15 protein-coding genes, 1 tRNA gene and 1 pseudogene are annotated in these 15,387 nt (G+C 67.5%); 4 read left to right on the forward strand and 13 right to left on the reverse strand.

The window, feature by feature from the left end; translation table 11 throughout:
- Positions 1-275 precede the first annotated feature (275 nt).
- From GH815_RS14925 to dapF, 4 genes are all read right to left on the reverse strand, one after another.
- Positions 276-881, reverse strand: coding sequence for a glutathione S-transferase (locus GH815_RS14925; protein WP_153749576.1), 606 nt, complete (start codon positions 879-881; stop codon positions 276-278).
- Positions 881-1,159 (reverse strand): hypothetical protein, encoded by a 279-nt coding sequence (locus GH815_RS14930; protein WP_153749562.1) that lies wholly within the window; start codon positions 1,157-1,159, stop codon positions 881-883. Before GH815_RS14930 ends, GH815_RS14925 begins: the two co-directional genes overlap by 1 nt.
- Positions 1,160-1,244: 85 nt before the next feature.
- Positions 1,245-2,513, reverse strand: coding sequence for a tRNA (N(6)-L-threonylcarbamoyladenosine(37)-C(2))-methylthiotransferase MtaB (mtaB, locus tag GH815_RS14935; RefSeq protein WP_153749563.1), 1,269 nt, complete (start codon positions 2,511-2,513; stop codon positions 1,245-1,247).
- A complete protein-coding gene (dapF, locus tag GH815_RS14940; protein WP_153749564.1) occupies positions 2,514-3,350 on the reverse strand; it encodes a diaminopimelate epimerase in 837 nt (278 codons plus the stop codon). It abuts the gene before it with no gap.
- A 110-nt stretch (positions 3,351-3,460) separates the two neighbouring features.
- Here dapF and GH815_RS14945 point away from each other — a divergent pair.
- Positions 3,461-3,536 (forward strand) — tRNA-Lys (locus GH815_RS14945).
- 158 nt (positions 3,537-3,694) lie between these two features.
- On the opposite strand, the gene GH815_RS19050 is transcribed toward GH815_RS14945, so the two are convergent.
- The gene (locus GH815_RS19050; protein WP_211365098.1) at positions 3,695-3,961 is read right to left on the reverse strand and encodes a metallophosphoesterase family protein; all 267 of its coding nucleotides are present in this window, start codon (positions 3,959-3,961) and stop codon (positions 3,695-3,697) included.
- 239 nt (positions 3,962-4,200) lie between these two features.
- Between GH815_RS19050 and GH815_RS14955 the strand changes: the two genes are divergently transcribed.
- Together GH815_RS14955 and GH815_RS14960 are read left to right on the forward strand one after the other, a co-directional pair.
- On the forward strand, positions 4,201-7,599 hold the full coding sequence (locus GH815_RS14955; RefSeq protein ID WP_153749565.1) for an AAA domain-containing protein: 3,399 nt from the start codon (positions 4,201-4,203) through the stop codon (positions 7,597-7,599).
- Between the two features lie 129 nt (positions 7,600-7,728).
- Positions 7,729-7,887, forward strand: a complete 159-nt coding sequence (locus tag GH815_RS14960) for a hypothetical protein (protein ID WP_246176470.1) — start codon at positions 7,729-7,731, stop codon at positions 7,885-7,887.
- A gap of 21 nt (positions 7,888-7,908) precedes the next feature.
- On the opposite strand, the gene GH815_RS14965 is transcribed toward GH815_RS14960, so the two are convergent.
- The 3 genes from GH815_RS14965 to GH815_RS14975 form a co-directional block, all read right to left on the reverse strand.
- Entirely contained in the window at positions 7,909-8,418 is a 510-nt protein-coding gene (locus GH815_RS14965) for an ABC transporter substrate-binding protein (protein WP_153749566.1), read from the reverse strand.
- 192 nt (positions 8,419-8,610) lie between these two features.
- A complete protein-coding gene (gene nikR, locus GH815_RS14970) occupies positions 8,611-9,084 on the reverse strand; it encodes a nickel-responsive transcriptional regulator NikR (RefSeq protein ID WP_153749567.1) in 474 nt (157 codons plus the stop codon).
- 150 nt (positions 9,085-9,234) lie between these two features.
- Entirely contained in the window at positions 9,235-11,325 is a 2,091-nt protein-coding gene (locus GH815_RS14975) for a heavy metal translocating P-type ATPase (RefSeq protein ID WP_153749568.1), read from the reverse strand.
- Positions 11,326-11,415: 90 nt separating this feature from the next.
- Between GH815_RS14975 and GH815_RS14980 the strand changes: the two genes are divergently transcribed.
- Positions 11,416-11,910, forward strand: a complete 495-nt coding sequence (locus GH815_RS14980) for a MerR family transcriptional regulator (RefSeq protein ID WP_153749569.1) — start codon at positions 11,416-11,418, stop codon at positions 11,908-11,910.
- On the opposite strand, the gene GH815_RS14985 is transcribed toward GH815_RS14980, so the two are convergent.
- The 5 genes and pseudogenes from GH815_RS14985 to GH815_RS15005 all read right to left on the reverse strand — a co-directional run bounded on the left by GH815_RS14985 (position 11,852) and on the right by GH815_RS15005 (position 15,272).
- The gene (locus GH815_RS14985) at positions 11,852-12,130 is read right to left on the reverse strand and encodes an SH3 domain-containing protein (protein WP_153749570.1); all 279 of its coding nucleotides are present in this window, start codon (positions 12,128-12,130) and stop codon (positions 11,852-11,854) included. The two genes, GH815_RS14980 and GH815_RS14985, sit on opposite strands and share 59 nt — an antisense overlap.
- Before the next feature lie 476 nt (positions 12,131-12,606).
- Positions 12,607-12,909 (reverse strand): annotated as a pseudogene (locus GH815_RS14990) (transposase); the annotation flags it as partial.
- Positions 12,910-12,928: 19 nt separating this feature from the next.
- A complete protein-coding gene (locus GH815_RS14995; protein WP_153749571.1) occupies positions 12,929-14,281 on the reverse strand; it encodes a sensor histidine kinase in 1,353 nt (450 codons plus the stop codon).
- Entirely contained in the window at positions 14,278-14,949 is a 672-nt protein-coding gene (locus GH815_RS15000; protein ID WP_153749572.1) for a response regulator transcription factor, read from the reverse strand. Before GH815_RS15000 ends, GH815_RS14995 begins: the two co-directional genes overlap by 4 nt.
- Complete coding sequence (locus tag GH815_RS15005) at positions 14,949-15,272, reverse strand: PepSY domain-containing protein (RefSeq protein ID WP_246176471.1); 324 nt, start codon at positions 15,270-15,272, stop codon at positions 14,949-14,951. Before GH815_RS15005 ends, GH815_RS15000 begins: the two co-directional genes overlap by 1 nt.
- Positions 15,273-15,387 lie beyond the last annotated feature (115 nt).

Genomic DNA, 15,387 nt, shown 5'->3' on the forward strand with positions numbered 1-15,387 from the left:
GTCCGGTCGGTTCGAAATCGGGCCGCGGGGCAAACCCCGGCCTTTTCCCGGACTTACCTAGCCCCCGTTAACTCTTGCGTCCAGCGGACATAGTCGCGCAGCAAGGGGGATGGGCCCGGTCGAACTCCGGTCGACTGTCGTATACCCGGCACATCCTGCGTCAGCCAGCGGAATCTGGGTACTTAGAGCAATTCTGAGACGTTCGACCGCAGCCCCAAGGTACGAATCGGTCTTTTTCAAGGCACGCCTGAACTTGCTGGCTGTTTCGCGGGATCTCAGCCCGTCGGGGCGGTCTGCGCCATGGACGCACGGCGGGCGAATCCGGCCTCCCATGCGGCAAGCGAGTCGCGGCCCTGCCGCCAGTTGCGCGCGCCATGGCGTAAATCGAGATAGCCCAGCGCACATCCCAGCGCGATCTGCGCCATGTCCAGCGGCCCGGCAAGCTGGCTGATCCAGCGCGCCTCGATCGCGTCAAGCGCGCGGACGACCTTGTTCCATTGCCCCTCGACCCAGGGCGCGCTGCGCTCGGCCTCGGGACGGCAGCGGGTTTCATAGACCATCAGGATCGCGGCATCCATGATGCCGTCGGCGGTGGCCTCCAGCGTCAGCACTTCCCAAAGTCGGCTGGGGGGATAAAGCCCTGCCCCCGCCCGCGCATCAAGATAGCGGCAGATCACCCGGCTGTCGTACAGCGCAGGCCCCTCGGGGCGGACCAGCACAGGGATCTTGCCCAGTGGATTCTCGGCCAGCGGCATCTGGCCGGGGTCAAGTGCCGTGCCCGCGGCGGGCAGAATCTCGACGGCGTCGATCTGGCCGGTCTCGATCAGAAGCACGCGCACCTTGCGGCAGAAGGGCGAAACCGGGTTGTCGAAAAGCTGCATCATACCCGGCGAAAGCGGATCCGGCCCAGCGCGCTTGCGTCGATCTCGATGCCGGGACCGGCCGGGCCGACGCGGAACGTGCGCTTCATCCGCGCGGCGCCGTTGACCTGATCCTCGGCCCGGCGGAACTGCACGCCCTCGTGCAACTCGTCCATCGCATCCTCGCTGCGCTGGTCGCGGCGCAGCGGCGCGCTGTAGCGCGTGATGGCATAGGCGGCCAGCGCCAGCGCGCCATAGCGCAGCGCCACACCGGCAATCGGGGCAATCGGCAGAGGCATCGCTGTTCCTCTCACATTTTGCACGAAGGATAGGCCAAGGCAGGGCGGCTGTCCATTCACGCGTCACGGCGCGCCGATTCAGACCCTATTCCGCCTGAAGTCGCCCGTTTTCATACCCGGTGACGGTCGCGGTCACGATCCGGCCCTCGGAGCGGTCGCTGGCCAGATCGACCTCGGCGAATTGTTCGGTCCGGCCCATCCGCGGGCTTTCCATCAGGATGCGGTGGCGGCGGCCGACCTGCGCGGCCAGATGCGCGGCAACGGCCGCCTCGCCCGCCGCGCGCAGCCGGGCGGCACGGTCACGGATCGCGGCGCCGTCAACCTGGGGCATCCGGGCGGCGGGCGTGCCGGGCCGCGGCGAATAGGGGAAGACATGCAGCCAGGTCAGGCCGCATTCCTCGACCAGCCGCAGGCTGTTCTCGAACATCGCCTCGGTCTCGGTCGGGAAACCGGCGATGATGTCGGCGCCAAAGGTCATGTCCGGACGCAGCGCGCGCGCCTGCTGACAGAAGCGGATCGCGTCCGCGCGGGAATGGCGCCGCTTCATCCGCTTGAGGATCAGATCGTCGCCCGCCTGCAAGGACAGGTGCAGATGCGGCATCAGCCGCGATTCCTCGGCGATGGCCCGCATCAGCGCCGGATCGGCCTCGATGGAATCGATGGACGAGATGCGCAGCCGCGCGAGCCCCGGCACCAGTCGCAGGATTCGCGCCACCAGATCGCCCAGCCGCGGCGTCCCCGGCAGATCGGCGCCCCAGCTTGTCAGGTCCACCCCGGTCAGCACCACTTCGTTATAGCCGCGATCCACCAGCCGGCCGATCTGGTCCACCACCACGCCCGCGGGCACCGACCGGGAATTGCCCCGGCCGAAGGGGATGATGCAGAAGGTGCAGCGGTGATCGCACCCGTTCTGCACCTGGACATAGGCGCGCGACCGCGTGCCGAAACCGTCGATCAGGTGGCCCGCGGTTTCCCGCACCGACATGATGTCGTCGACCATCACGCGCTCGGTTTCGCCGATGAAATCGGGGCCGCCAGCCAGCCGCGCCCAGGTTTCGGCGCGCATCTTCTCGGCATTGCCGATCACCAGGTCGACCTCGTCCATCGCGGCAAAGGTCTCGGGCTCGGTCTGGGCAGCGCAGCCCGTCACCACGATCTTCGCCAGCGGGTTCTCGCGTCGCAGACGGCGGATCTCCTGGCGGGCCTTGCGCACGGCCTCCGATGTCACCGCGCAGGTGTTCACGATCACCGCATCATCCAGCCCCGCGCGCGCGGCCAGTTCCTTCATCGCCTCGGTCTCATAGGCGTTCAGGCGGCAGCCAAGCGTAGTGAATCGGGGCGCGGCGCGATCCATCTAGAGCGTCCCCAGAAAGGCAGGGGTCAGCTCCCCGTCAAAGACATGCGCAGTCGGCCCGGTCATCCAGACGCCATCCGCGCGCCAGTCGATCATCAGCGTGCCGCCATCCAGATCGACGGTCACGCGTCGCCCGGTCAGCCCCCGCCGGGCCGCCGCGACCGCGACCGCACAAGAGGACGAGCCCGACGCCAGCGTGATCCCCGTGCCGCGTTCCCACACCCGCATCCGCAGCCGGTCGGGGCCCGTCACCTGCACGACCTGAACATTGGTGCGCTGCGGAAAAAGCGGGTGATGTTCATGGGCGGGACCGAAAACGGTCAGGTCGATCGCGTCCACATCCGGCACGAAAAAGGTGCAATGCGGGTTGCCCATCCCCGTCGCCACTGGATCGCCCGGAATCGGCAGGTGCAGGCTGTCCATCGGTTCGGCAAGCGGAATATCGGCCCAGTCCAGCAAGGGCGGCCCCATATTGACCGAGGTAAGCCCGTTCCCCGCATCGCTTGCCGCAAGCACGCCCCGCTCGGTGACCAGCGTCAGCGCGGTTCTGCCCGACTCGTCCATCAACCGGCGCGCGATGCAGCGGGTTGCGTTACCGCAGGTGGCCGAGGGCGAGCCATCGGCATTGAAGAACACCAGCCGCGCATCGGCCCCGTCCGCGGGTTCGATCACCGCCAACTGGTCGAACCCCACGCCCCGGTGCCGGTCGGCGATGGCCGCGACAAGGCCGGGCGTCAGCGGCACCCCGCCCGCCCGCGCGTCGATCACGACGAAATCATTGCCCAGCCCGTGCATCTTGGCGAAGGGCAGGCCCTGGGTGCTGTGTTTCCTGACCATGGGGCCGCCCTATACTCCCGCCGCCGCAACGAATCCAGCACCACCGTACAACAGCGCCGTTTTTGCCCTTGACCGCCTGCTGCGCATTTCCTACAGAGCGGGCCTCAAGTGGGCCGTTAGCTCAGTTGGTAGAGCAACTGACTTTTAATCAGTGGGTCGCAGGTTCGAATCCTGCACGGCTCACCACTTGCCAGATGTGTGAAACGTCAGATGGTTGTTCCATTTGCGTCACGCTTTTTTCCAATTATGGTCACGAAGTCTTTCCATCGGGCGCGGGAAGCCGCGCGCGGGCTCGGAAAGCGCCCCGACTGACGGCCGAGGGCGTCGCGGCGCCTGAGCCGCGCTCAGCGGCCTTTCGCCCGCGGCTCGGAGTCCTGCCAGTGCCCGTTGACCGGCAGGCCGCGCGCCCGGCCAGCAGCGTCGCGGAAGGCCGCCGGCGCATGGTCCCACACATCCACGCCCAGGTTCACCGCGTTCGCGCTGCCCCGCCAGTTGCCGTGGACATGGCCGAAAAGGTGCAGCGCCCCCTTCCGGGCGTGGTTCCAGGTGATCATCGGGTAATGGCAGAGCGTCACCGGCCGCTCGGCCTCCCCGTCCGCCACCTCGGCCATCGGCGCGACGCTGTCCCCGGACAGCGCCAGCTCATCCTTTGAGCGTTCTACTCTCCGGTCAACCCGGGGCGGTTCAGCTCGAGCCGATCGGGAACATCCCGCCCGCAGAAGCCGAAGCCAACTTCTACGCCGCTCTGGAAACTGAACCCATGGCCGCGTAACTAAACGAAATAAGCCCCCGGTAAACCCGGCGCGGTTCAGAAAGTGGGTAGGTCGAGCAGGAAAGTGATGCGCGTCTGATGGCAGTTGGTTCGGAAAATGTGCTCCGTTACTGGCGCACGTCGCTTGCTGACGGTGCGCTGGGCGAGGGGAAGTTCACGCAAGCCGACCGGAAGCGGTTCGTCGACGTGCCGGGCGAGTCGCTAAAGACCGGCGTATTGCCGGGTGAGGCCGTGGAGCGCGTGTTTCGCGGTCAAGCATCGGCCAAGGCGATGGGCATTCGGTTTCGGCCCTTGGTGATGGCGCGGAAGTCCTCGCATGGGGCAGCACGCGCAGGCGGCCTGCCAGAAATCGTCGCGCCCGTGGTGACAGAGGCGACAGTTGATCGGGCCGGGCGGATCACCCCCACCCGAAACGCCCTGGCGCGCGATCTCCTGACCCCATTGCCCTCGGGCGAGTTTGCCATTGGATCGGTTGACGGGTTGGACTCGTTTCTGACCGAAAGCCCTCTGCCCGAAATGACAGGCGAAGGCGCCTGGCAGGACTATCTCGGCCATTGCCGCAAGATGGTCGATGCGGTTTCGCAGGGCTGGCCGCGTGGTGATGCGGATTACCAGCCGATCGGGGCAGGGTTTCTTGAACTCGCCGAAGATGCCAACGCCACGGTGCGCGGCATCCTTGATCTCTACGACAAGCTCCTTGCTGAAAAACCCAGTGCGCCGCTGCTTGGGCAGATCGCGCAGCCCCGAAAGGTCACGGGTAACCTGGACCATCGGATCGAGCGGGAATTCGCGCGGCGTCTTGGTCATTCGAACGCGACCTTCTCGCTTGCAGAGCATCAGAGGCAGGTCTTGGCTTGGCTGGACGCGTCCTCGCCTGGCGAGGTCATTGCCGTCAACGGCCCGCCGGGTACTGGCAAGACGACGATGCTGCTGTCGGCTGTTGCCGGGCTCTGGGTGCGTGCTGCTTTGCGTGGCGACGATCCGCCGGTGATTGTGGCCGCCTCGTCGAACAACCAGGCCGTGACGAACATTATCGACGCCTTCGGGAAGGACTTCGGCAAAGGGAAGGGGCCGTTCGCCGGGCGGTGGCTTCCCGAAGTGGAGAGCTTTGGGATGTTCCTCGCGTCGCATTCACGGCGCCTCGAAGCGGCACGTCGCTACCAGACCGAAGAGTTCCAGACCGAGCGAGAAACGGTTGCCTACGTCCAGCGCGCGAAGGAAGCCTACCTGCTGGCCGCCAAGGAAGCCTTTCCTGAAATGCCGAACCCAGATTTGGCGTCGGTAGTCTCTGCCCTGCAAAAGCGGATGATATCCGAGGTTGAGAAGCTATTGCGCATCGATCGGGCAACCAACGCACGCCACGCCGCAACTGAAGCCCTCCAAGCGCAACTTGGCCCAGACCCGGAAGCAATGGAGGCACGACGGACAGAAGAGGTCGTCGAGCGTACCGCCGCGCTCGAGAAGCTGCGAGCGGCCAGGGCGGCGCTCGACCTGCATCTGGCTTCGGAGTCCTCGCTCACCGCGGTCGTGGGATTTCTTTCGTCGGTCAAGGAGAAGCGCGCGTTGCGGGCCCGGCTGGCGATTGGCGACCTGTTACCCGGCTTGGATACTGCAACGCGTGTCAGTGAAATCGAGGACCGTGTCAGGACCGAACTGGGATCAGCAGAGGACGCGCTAAAGGCGGCTGAACAGGCACTGGCAAAGACGAGGGCCCTGCGCTGCGATTTCCTTGAGGCGGAAAGAAACTGGGTAGCCGCTGCATCAGCCGTTGGCGGTGGCGACGATCTTGCCGAACTGGAACGCCGCGCAGACCTAGAAACCCGCTTCCCGCTGTTTCTTCTGGCGACGCACTACTGGGAAGGGCGCTGGCTTCTGGCGATGGAGGCCGACCTCGCCGGGATCGTCGCTGCGAAAGGGAAGAACGGCAAGGCGACCGTCATACCTCGGTGGCACCGGCGGATGATGTTGACGCCTTGCGCCGTGGCCACCTTCGCCAGCTTGCCCGGAAAGATGACATACACTCGGCGCGATGGCGGGAAGTGGGCGACCGAATACCTCTTCGACTTCATTGACCTGCTAATTGTCGACGAAGCCGGTCAGGTTCTGCCCGAAGTCGCAGGGGCATCGTTCGCCCTCGCGAAACGCGCCCTTGTCATCGGTGATGCGCAGCAGATCGAACCGATCTCGTCAGTGCCGCGCCCCGTTGACGTCGGCAACCTGCGAAGCTGCGGGCTTCTGGGCGGCGAGGCTGACATCGATGCGCTTGCCGCTCGCGGAATTTGCAGCACCAGCGGCAGTGCCATGCGCCTCGCGCAGGAGGCTTGCCGTGTGTCGCCCTATCCTGATCTTGAGAAGGGGCTTTACCTCTTCGAGCATCGACGGTGCTACGACGAGATCATCAGCTTCAGCAACGCCTTGTGCTACAAGGGAAAGCTCCGGCCACTGAGGGGAAAGGCGCCTTCGGATGCAGGGCTTCCTGCGCTTGGGTATCTTCATGTCGATGGCCGGGCGGTGACCTCGGGCGGCAGTCGTGCCAATTTGCTGGAGGCCCAGACAATCGCCGCCTGGCTCGATGCCAGCCGCGCCGGGCTGGAAGCCCGTTACCGCACCCCTCTCGAACAGATCGTCGGGATCGTCACGCCCTTTGGCCGACAGGTGCGCGAAATCCGCGATGCCTGTGCCGACCGGGGGATTTCCGTCGATGGCCGCAACGGCATGACCATCGGCACGGTCCACGCCCTTCAGGGTGCCGAGCGGCCGGTGGTGATCTTTTCCCCCGTCTATTCCAAGCATGCCGACGGTAGCTTCATCGATGCATCGCCCAGCATGCTTAATGTCACGGTCTCTCGGGCCAAGGATAGCTGCCTCGTCTTCGGCGACATGGATGTCATGGCCGCGGCCAAGACCGGATCGCCCCGTTCGATCTTGGCTGAATTTCTCTTTGCTTCAGAGACCAACGCGCTTGCGTTCGCAGCCGAGCCCCGGACGGACCTGAAGCAAGGAAGTGGCCAGATCCAGATGCTAAGGGATGCGGCCGGGCACGATGCCTTCTTGCTGGACGCACTTTCTGCGGGTGGGCGGCGCTACACGATCGTCAGCCCCTGGGTGATCGCGGGCACGATGGAGCGCGTCGGGCTGATCGCCGCCTTCGAAGGGGCTATCCGCCGAGGGGCGGAGATCGACGTCTTCGCCGACCCATTGCTTAACGAGGGCCCGGCCGCCGGTGGTCTGACCCAAATGGAAGCGGTCGAGAAGCTCTTTGCCAAGATCGGGATCCGTCTCCACAAGCTTCCGAAGTTGCACAGCAAGATCGTGGCGATCGACAACGACCAACTGTGCATCGGATCCTACAACTGGCTTAGCGCCGATCGGCAGGGTCAGTACGCGCGGCATGAGACGTCATTCGTCTACCGCGGCCAGCACCTCGAGGACGAGATACGCACGATAGTCGACAGCTTGAAGCGCAGGGAGAAATAGGGACCGGGCGGCCAGGGCGGAGTTTGCGGGTCAACAATAGGTCAACCGGGCGACCGACCTCGTTCACCGTTTGGGCCAGCTGTTTGATCCCGGATGATCGCATAGACCCTCGCCGATCTGACGAAAGCCGTGGGGCTTGCCGAACGCCATGTCAGCCGACAACTGCGGCTCGCCTACCTCGCGCCGGGGGTTCTCAAGCGCCTGGTCCACAAGCGCGAGGCGCCCGCCGTGACCCTGTTGAAACTGGCGAAGATCTTTGCCGCGCCGCAGCAACCACAAAAAGCCTGACAAGAAAGGCACCTGCGCCAATCACGAGCGCCAAGATCCTGCGCTCGCGAACGGGTGTTTTGCAACAGAATCGGCTTGCAGCCCCGCGATCTCGTCGCGCAGCAAGGCCTCGTCCCATTCGCCCATGGCATCGACCACCGCCACACTGTCGATGGCGTCGATCAGCCCCAGCCAGGCATGACGCTGGGCATTGGCCAGCACGGCATCGAAGTTCTTCTTGACCACGGCGGCATCGAACGGCTCGCCATTCGAAAAGGTCACCCCCGGCCGCAGCGCGAAGGTAAAGGTCCGCCCGTCCTCGGACACCGTCCAGCTTTCGGCCAGCCAGGGGGCGACGCTGCCATCGGCCTGATATTTCACCAGGGGCTCATAGACCATCGACTGCGCGAACATCTGGTTCGGCGAATAGAGATGCGGGTTCAGCGGTCCGACATTCAGCGGCCACGAGAAATCCAGCGTCTGGGCCGGAGCCGCAAGCGGGGCGGCCAGCCCAAGCGCAAGCGCCAGCATGGCAAGAAGGCGAGTGGTCATGCAGTCCCTCGATTGTTATAGTATAACATTTATTGGCTGGACGATCCGCATCACCTTGGCAAGCCGCCAGAGGAGCATCGTGGCGCGATTCGTATGAATCTTGAGAAAGATTTTCATACGTTCGCCCCGCGAGCAACGACATTCATCGCCCCGCCCGGCAAGGGCGGCGCGCATCAACGGGGCTGGTGCTGGCTAGAACCCCTGCCGCACCCGCAGATGGGCATGGCTGTGCGGTTCCTCGTCCTCGTGGGCGTGGGTCTCGTGATGCTCGTCGATCGGGATCAGCCCGGCCGTGCCGTGCCGGATGCCGCGCTCCAGGAACAGCCGGGCGGCATAGTCCGACACCCGCGCAAAATTGTCCTTCATCACCACGATGTCGATGGTTTCCTGATGGTTGATCGGAATGCTGGTGTGGAACAGCATCCCGTCATGGCGCGTCTGACGGCCTTCGCGCAGGCGCCGGGCCAGCCCCGGCATGGTCTGGTCCACCGCGCAGGAAACCACGCCGAAACAGCCCTGATCGGGCTGCGCCTCGGGCTCGACCGCCAGCCCGCGCCGGATCAGGTCGCGGATCGCCTCGGACCGGTTGCCCCCCGGCGAGCGGGCGATGTAGGCGTCGAGCTGCGCGGCCAGTTCGTCGTCAAGCGTGATGGTGGTGCGGATCATGCCGGGCCCTTGGCTTGGGGGCGCCGCCCGTTCTGGCGAATCCCTGTCAGGTTCGGGGCGGGATCGCAAACCCCGCTTGCACCCCGGCCCTGCGACTCGCGTGGCGGCCTTTGCGCCAGCCTGCCCGAGTGCTGCGGCCCGGCGCAAGGCTCATGCCTTCCGACGCGGGTCCATCGCCAGCAGGCGCATGGCGTTGGCGGTGACCAGCACGGTTGCCCCGGTATCGGCCAGCACCGCCATCCACAGCCCGGTCAGCCCGGTGACCGAGGTCACCAGGAACACCGCCTTGAGCCCCAGCGCGATCGCGACGTTCTGGCGGATGTTGCGCATGGCCGCGCGCGACAGCCGGATCATGGCGGGCAGGTCGGTCAGGCGGTCGCGCAGGATCGCGGCATCGGCCGTTTCCAGCGCGACATCGGTGCCGCCGCCCATCGCCACGCCCACGCTCGCCGCCTTGAGCGCGGGGGCGTCGTTGATCCCGTCGCCCAGCATCACCACCCCGCCCGCTCCGGCCAGCGCGCGGATCTCGGCCAGCTTGTCCGCGGGTTTCAGCCCGGCGCGCGCCGCGATGCCCAGCCCGGCCGCGATGGCCCCGGCCGCGCGCGGGTTGTCGCCGGTCAGCATCACCGGGCGCAGGCCGAGCGCCGCGATCTGGCGCAGCGCCTCGGCGGCTTCGGGGCGGGGCTCGTCGCGCAGCGCGATCAGGCCCAGGCTCTGGCCCGCGCGGGTCAGTTCGACCACGGTCTTGCCCTCTTCCTCCAGCGTTCCGGCCGCGGCCGAGTGGGTGGGCTGGCCCAGCCGGATCAGCGCGCCGCCGATCCGCGCCTCGACCCCGGCGCCGGGCCGCACCCGGGCGTCGCGCGCCGCGGGCAGGGCAAGGCCGCGGGCCGATGCCTCGGCCCGGATGGCGCGGGCTAGCGGGTGGCTCGACCCGGTTTCGGCGGCCGCGGCCAGGGCCAGCAGGCTGTCGGCCTCGACCCCCGGGGCGGGGCGGAGATCGGTGATCTGCGCGCGACCCGGCGTCAGCGTGCCGGTCTTGTCCAGCGCCACATGGGTCACGCCCGCCAGCGCCTCGACCACCGCGCCGCCCTTGAGAAGAAGCCCCCGCCGCGCGCCGCTGGACAGCGCCGCCGCGATCGCCGCCGGGACCGAGATCACCAGCGCGCAGGGGCAGCCGATCAGCAGAAGTGCCAGCGCGCGATAGACCCACTCGCCCCACACCCCGCCCATGGCCAGCGGCGGCACGATGGCCACCAGCACCGCCGCCGCGACGATGGCGGGCATGTACCAGCGGGCGAAACGGTCGATGAACCGCTCGGTGGGCGCGCGCGCGGCCTCGGCCTCGGCGATCATGCGGGCGATGCGGGCCAGCGTGCTGTCAGCGGCCGCGCGAGTGACGCGGATGCGCAACAGCGCCTCGGTATTGATGCTGCCCGCGATCACCACCGCCCCCGGCCCCCGCGTCACCGGCAGGCTTTCGCCCGTCACCGCGCTTTCGTCGAGACCCGAGACCCCCTCGACGATCTCGCCATCCACGGCCAGCCGGTCGCCGGGGCGCAGCCGCAGGATCTGGCCCGGGCGCAGGCTGTCGGCGCCGACCTCGTGGACGTGATCGCCATGTTCCAGCAGCGCGGTCGCGGGCGTCAGCCGGGCCAGCGCGCGGATGCCGTCGCGGGCGCGGTTGGCGGCGATCCCCTCCAGCAACTCGCCCACGGCGAACAGGAAGACCACCACCGCCGCCTCGGCGGTTTCGCCGATCACCAGCGCGCCGGTCGCGGCCAGCGTCATCAGCATCTCGATGGTAAAGGGCAAGCCCGCGCGCAGCGCCGCAACGGCCCGGCGTGCCACCGGCAGCAGCGCGATCAGGCAGGCCAGCGCAAAGACCCAGGGCACCAGAGGGCCGGGCGCGGCAAGGGCAAAGACCCAGCCCGCCGCCAGCACCGCGCCCGAAACCAGCACCAGCCGCCCCCTGGGGCCGAGCGCCCGGCGCGGGGCCGCTTGCGGGGCGGGGCCCGTGCGCGCGATGCCGAACCCCAGTGCGCGCACCGCCTCCTCGATCCTTGCGGGCGGGGTCAGGTCGGGCGCCAGATGCAGCCGCAGCCGTTCGTCCATCAGCGCGATTTCGATGCCGCCGGTGCCCGGCAGCCGTTCCAGCGCGGTGCGAATCCGGGCGGCGCAGGACGCGCAATCCAGCCCGGTGACATGCCATTCCATCGTTTCGGAACGGGAAAACTCTTTCATGCCAGCCTCTTGCCTGTTCCTGACGGGGCCTTGCGGCGATCCATGACAGGACGCTAATCTCTCTAGCGGCTAGAGGTTCAAGGGGGTTTCATGCTGAGCATCGGGAAACTTGCCGAGGTGACCGGCGTCAAGGTGCCGACCATCCGCTATTACGAACAGATCGGCCTGATGCCCTGCCCCGGCCGCAGTTCCGGCAACCAGCGGCTTTACGGCCCGGCCGAGCGGCAGCGGCTGGCCTTTATCCGCCATGCCCGCGATCTGGGCTTTCCGTTGCAGGCGATCCGCGAATTGCTGGCGCTGACCGACCGGCCGGAAACCTCGTGCGAGGCCGCCGACCGCATCGCCCGCGCGCAACTGGCCGAGGTCAATTCGCGCATCAGCCGGCTGATGGCACTGCGCGCCGAACTCGAACGCATGCTTGAGCGCCATTGCGCGGGGCGCGTGGCAGACTGCCGGGTGATCGAGGTACTGGGCGATCACGGGCTTTGCCTGCATCACGACCGACCGGTTATGGGCGATATCGCTGTCAGCGATGCGCCAGATAATCCGCCGAAACGTAACCCGAGATACCGGGCTTGTCGGTGAGGAAGACCCTGCACCAGACCTTGCCATTGTTTGTCACGCAGTTCTGACGGGTGAGGCGCGTTCCGTCAGGCAGCCCGATTATGATTCTGTGGTTGAGACCCGGGCCTTCGCGAAGCTTCAGGAGATCATCTGGCCCGGCACCTTTTACGACGGCACCAGTACCGGCCGTGCATCCGGTAGCGATCAAGAGGGCGAGGAGAGCCGCAAGATGAGTACGCATTATCCGTCCTGAATCGTTTCGCCCTCCATAAGACATCATCACGCCAAATGACAGCCGGCAGAAAACGGACGCGGATAGTCAGCGCGGCAAAGCCAGCTCCGCGGAAATGGCACCCCCAACCTCTCGCGGCAGCCTGCTTGAGCGGCAGCTTCGGAAAAGCCGCATCAACGGTCGAACGACAGCCTCGGCCGACCTTGCTGGTTCGCCCTGCTCGGTGGCGCCCAAGTGCGCCGGTCGGTCCCTGCTCGGTGCTGTCGCTCGGGCCGTCGCGGCCATGGCTCAGGCCTTGTGTCGCGACATGAAAACCAGTGCTCCGATGTCTCGGAAATGTCGGCCTTTCGCGGTCTCGCTGAACGCGGCTCGCATACGCGGCGAAGGTCCAGAGTCCGCCGATCCTGTTGAAAACACCCGTTCGCGAGCGCAGGATCTTGGCGCTGGTGATTGGCGCAGGTGCCGTTCTTGTCAGGTTTTTGCGGTTGCTGCGGTGTGGTAAAGATCTTCGCCGGCTTCCGGAGGTTCCGGGCGGTGGCGGCGAGCAAGAATTCGTCATTTGCGCCACATGGGCCACATAGTCGGAGCCTTCCGAGGCCGAGGATGCGCTTGAGGTGCACTAAGAGCATCTCGACTTTCTTCCTCAGCTTCATCGAGACCCCGTATTGTCTGGTCTTCGCGATGTCCCGGGCGACTTGACGAGCGTCTTCGTGTTCCTCGCGGGTGATGGATCGGAAGTCCATGTTCGGGCAGCAGCGCGACTTCGAGCGGCAGGCTTGGCAGGTGACCGTGCCTGTCGGCGAGGTGTCAGAGTGCCGGGTCTTCGGCCCTGGGGACCGACAGGCGTGCCTCGAGACCCGGGTCGGCGGGGTGCAGCGTCAGGCTGCCGTCCAGTGCCTCGGCGATGTCGCGGGCGATGGCCAGGCCAAGGCCGCTGCCGGATGTGTCGGCGCGTGCGCCACGGGCCATCAGCGCGTCGATCCGGTCGGGCGCAATCCCCGGCCCGTCATCGCGAATGGCGATCTCGACCCGCGCGCCCGCCCGACGGGCCGCCACTGTCACGCGCGCGTCGGCGAAGTGCGCCGCGTTCTCGATCAGCGCCCCCAGCGCCTCGGCCAGATCGTCGGGGTCGGCCGCGGCGATCAGTCCTTCGGGCACCTCTTGCCGCCAGTCGAGCGCGGCGCCCGCCCGGGTGCGGCCGATCACCCGGATCAGTCCCGCGACCACCTGCCCGACATCTGCGCGCGCGGCCCGGCCCTGCATCGCGACGCGGCTGCGCGCAAGTTCGCGCTCGACATGGGCGCGCATGGCCCCGGCGATCTCCTCGATGGCATCGGCGGCTTCGGTGCGGCCGCCAGCGCGCAGCCGCCCGGCCTCGCCCATCAGCGCCTGAAGCGGCGTCTTGAGTCCGTGCGCCAGATCGCCCGCCCGCGTCCGCGCCCGGGCCAGTTCCGCCTCGCGCGCTGCGAGCAGCGCATCGACCTCGGCAGCCAGCGGGCGTACTTCGGCCGGGAATTCCTCGCCCAGCCGCGCTGCCCGGCCGGTGCGGACGGCCGTCACCCGGTCGCGGATTGCGTGCAGCGGGCGCAGGCCCACCGCGATCTGCGCCCAGCCAGCGGCCATCAGCGCCAGCGCCAGCACGGCCGAATAGGGGGCCAGATCGCGCAGGAACGCGGTGCGCGCCTCGGCCAGTTCCGCGCGGTCCATGGCCACCGCCGCGCGCAGCGTCACGGCGCCCAGACGGGCGGGCAGGGTGACGCTGCGCTCGACGGCCAGCAGTTCGCCGCCCTCGGGGCCGGGCAGACGGTGGACATGCGCGGCCCCGTCATGCAGCAGATCGGGCGGCAAGGGCAGGTCGTAATCCCACAGCGAGCGCGAGCGCAGCCGTTCCCCCGCAGCGTCGAGTTGCCAGTAGAGCCCGCCATAGGGGTGCTGAAAGCGCGGATCGGCGGGCGCGGTGGCAAGATCCAGCGCCCCCGCGGCATCGCGCTCGATCCCGGCCAGCACCTGGTCAAGCTGTACCGACAGTTCCGCAACCGCGCGCCGCTCGACATGGGCGGCGAACAGGGCGGCCAGCCCCAGCGAGGCCAGCGCGATCGCCAGCGTCACCGCGCCCGCACCGGCCAGCGTCAGACGCAGCCGCAGCGAGAGCCGGTTCATGCCGGTTCGTCCTCCGATTCGAGGAAATAGCCAAAGCCCCGCCGCGTGCCAATCACGCCCGGCCCCAGCTTGCGCCGCAGCCGTGCCACCAGCGCCTCGAGCGCGTTCGCCTCGCGTGCATCGTCGTCGCCATGGAGATGTTCGAGCAGTTCCGTCGGCGGCACCACCCGGTCGCGATTGAGCATCAGATAGGCCAGCATCCGGTATTCCAGCGCCGTCACCGGCACCGGCACGCCGCGCAGCGCGACCGTCATGCGGTTGGCGTCGAGCGACAGCGCGCCCGCGGTCTGGAGCGCGCTGCCCCGTCCCGCCGCGCGGCGCACCAGCGCGCGGGCGCGGGCCACCAGTTCCTCCATCCGGAAGGGTTTGGGCAGGTAGTCGTCGGCGCCCGCGTCGATGCCTTCGACCCGCTCCATCCAGGTGCCGCGCGCGGTCAGCACCAGAACCGGCATCTCGCGCCCGTTCGCCCGCCAGCGTTTCAGCACGCTGAGCCCGTCGAGCCGCGGCAGGCCCAGATCCAGAACGATCAGGTCATAATCCTCGGTATCGCCCAGAAACCACGCCTGTTCGCCATCGCCGCACAGGTCCACGCGAAACCCGGCCGCCCCCAGCGCCGCGGCCAGGTCGGCGGCGATGCGGGGCTCATCCTCGACGGCCAGCGCGCGCATCAGTCGTCCTCGATTTCGGTGTCCAGGATCGCGCCGGTGGCGGCATCGACCTCGATCTCGACGATCCGGCCTTCGGGCGTGATGAGCTTCAGCTCATAGACCAGCCGGCGCTTTTCACGTTCGAGTTCGACCTTGATGACGCGCCCGCCGAACTGCGTTTCCAGATCGGGCAGGATGGCATGCAGCGGCAGGATCTCGCCCCGGATCAGCGCCTCGCGGGCGCGGTCATGGTCGCGGTCGCGGTCGGCCGCGGCGGGCAGGGCCAGCCCGGCCGAAAGCCCCAGACAGACCAGCAGGAAGACAGAGATCGGTTTCATGGCCATTCCCTATCCTGCCGCGCCTGACAGGAGGCTGACAAGCGCGGTCAGGCCAGCGTCAGGGCGGGCGTGCCAGAACGGGGCCACATCGGCCGACAAGGCCCCCAACCAAGGAGACGAC

It is taken from the genome of Rhodovulum strictum, from assembly GCF_009649175.1.
GTDB lineage: Bacteria > Pseudomonadota > Alphaproteobacteria > Rhodobacterales > Rhodobacteraceae > Rhodovulum > Rhodovulum strictum.

Coding starts and splice junctions, on each gene's coding strand:
- GH815_RS14925 (WP_153749576.1), bottom strand. CDS start 881: ATGCAGCTTTTCGACAACCCGGTTTCGCCCTTCTGCCGCAAGGTGCGC.
- GH815_RS14930 (WP_153749562.1), bottom strand. CDS start 1,159: ATGCCTCTGCCGATTGCCCCGATTGCCGGTGTGGCGCTGCGCTATGGC.
- mtaB (WP_153749563.1), bottom strand. CDS start 2,513: ATGGATCGCGCCGCGCCCCGATTCACTACGCTTGGCTGCCGCCTGAAC.
- dapF (WP_153749564.1), bottom strand. CDS start 3,350: ATGGTCAGGAAACACAGCACCCAGGGCCTGCCCTTCGCCAAGATGCAC.
- GH815_RS19050 (WP_211365098.1), bottom strand. CDS start 3,961: ATGGCCGAGGTGGCGGACGGGGAGGCCGAGCGGCCGGTGACGCTCTGC.
- GH815_RS14955 (WP_153749565.1), top strand. CDS start 4,201: ATGGCAGTTGGTTCGGAAAATGTGCTCCGTTACTGGCGCACGTCGCTT.
- GH815_RS14965 (WP_153749566.1), bottom strand. CDS start 8,418: ATGACCACTCGCCTTCTTGCCATGCTGGCGCTTGCGCTTGGGCTGGCC.
- nikR (WP_153749567.1), bottom strand. CDS start 9,084: ATGATCCGCACCACCATCACGCTTGACGACGAACTGGCCGCGCAGCTC.
- GH815_RS14975 (WP_153749568.1), bottom strand. CDS start 11,325: ATGAAAGAGTTTTCCCGTTCCGAAACGATGGAATGGCATGTCACCGGG.
- GH815_RS14980 (WP_153749569.1), top strand. CDS start 11,416: ATGCTGAGCATCGGGAAACTTGCCGAGGTGACCGGCGTCAAGGTGCCG.
- GH815_RS14985 (WP_153749570.1), bottom strand. CDS start 12,130: ATGCGTACTCATCTTGCGGCTCTCCTCGCCCTCTTGATCGCTACCGGA.
- GH815_RS14995 (WP_153749571.1), bottom strand. CDS start 14,281: ATGAACCGGCTCTCGCTGCGGCTGCGTCTGACGCTGGCCGGTGCGGGC.
- GH815_RS15000 (WP_153749572.1), bottom strand. CDS start 14,949: ATGCGCGCGCTGGCCGTCGAGGATGAGCCCCGCATCGCCGCCGACCTG.
- GH815_RS15005 (WP_246176471.1), bottom strand. CDS start 15,272: ATGGCCATGAAACCGATCTCTGTCTTCCTGCTGGTCTGTCTGGGGCTT.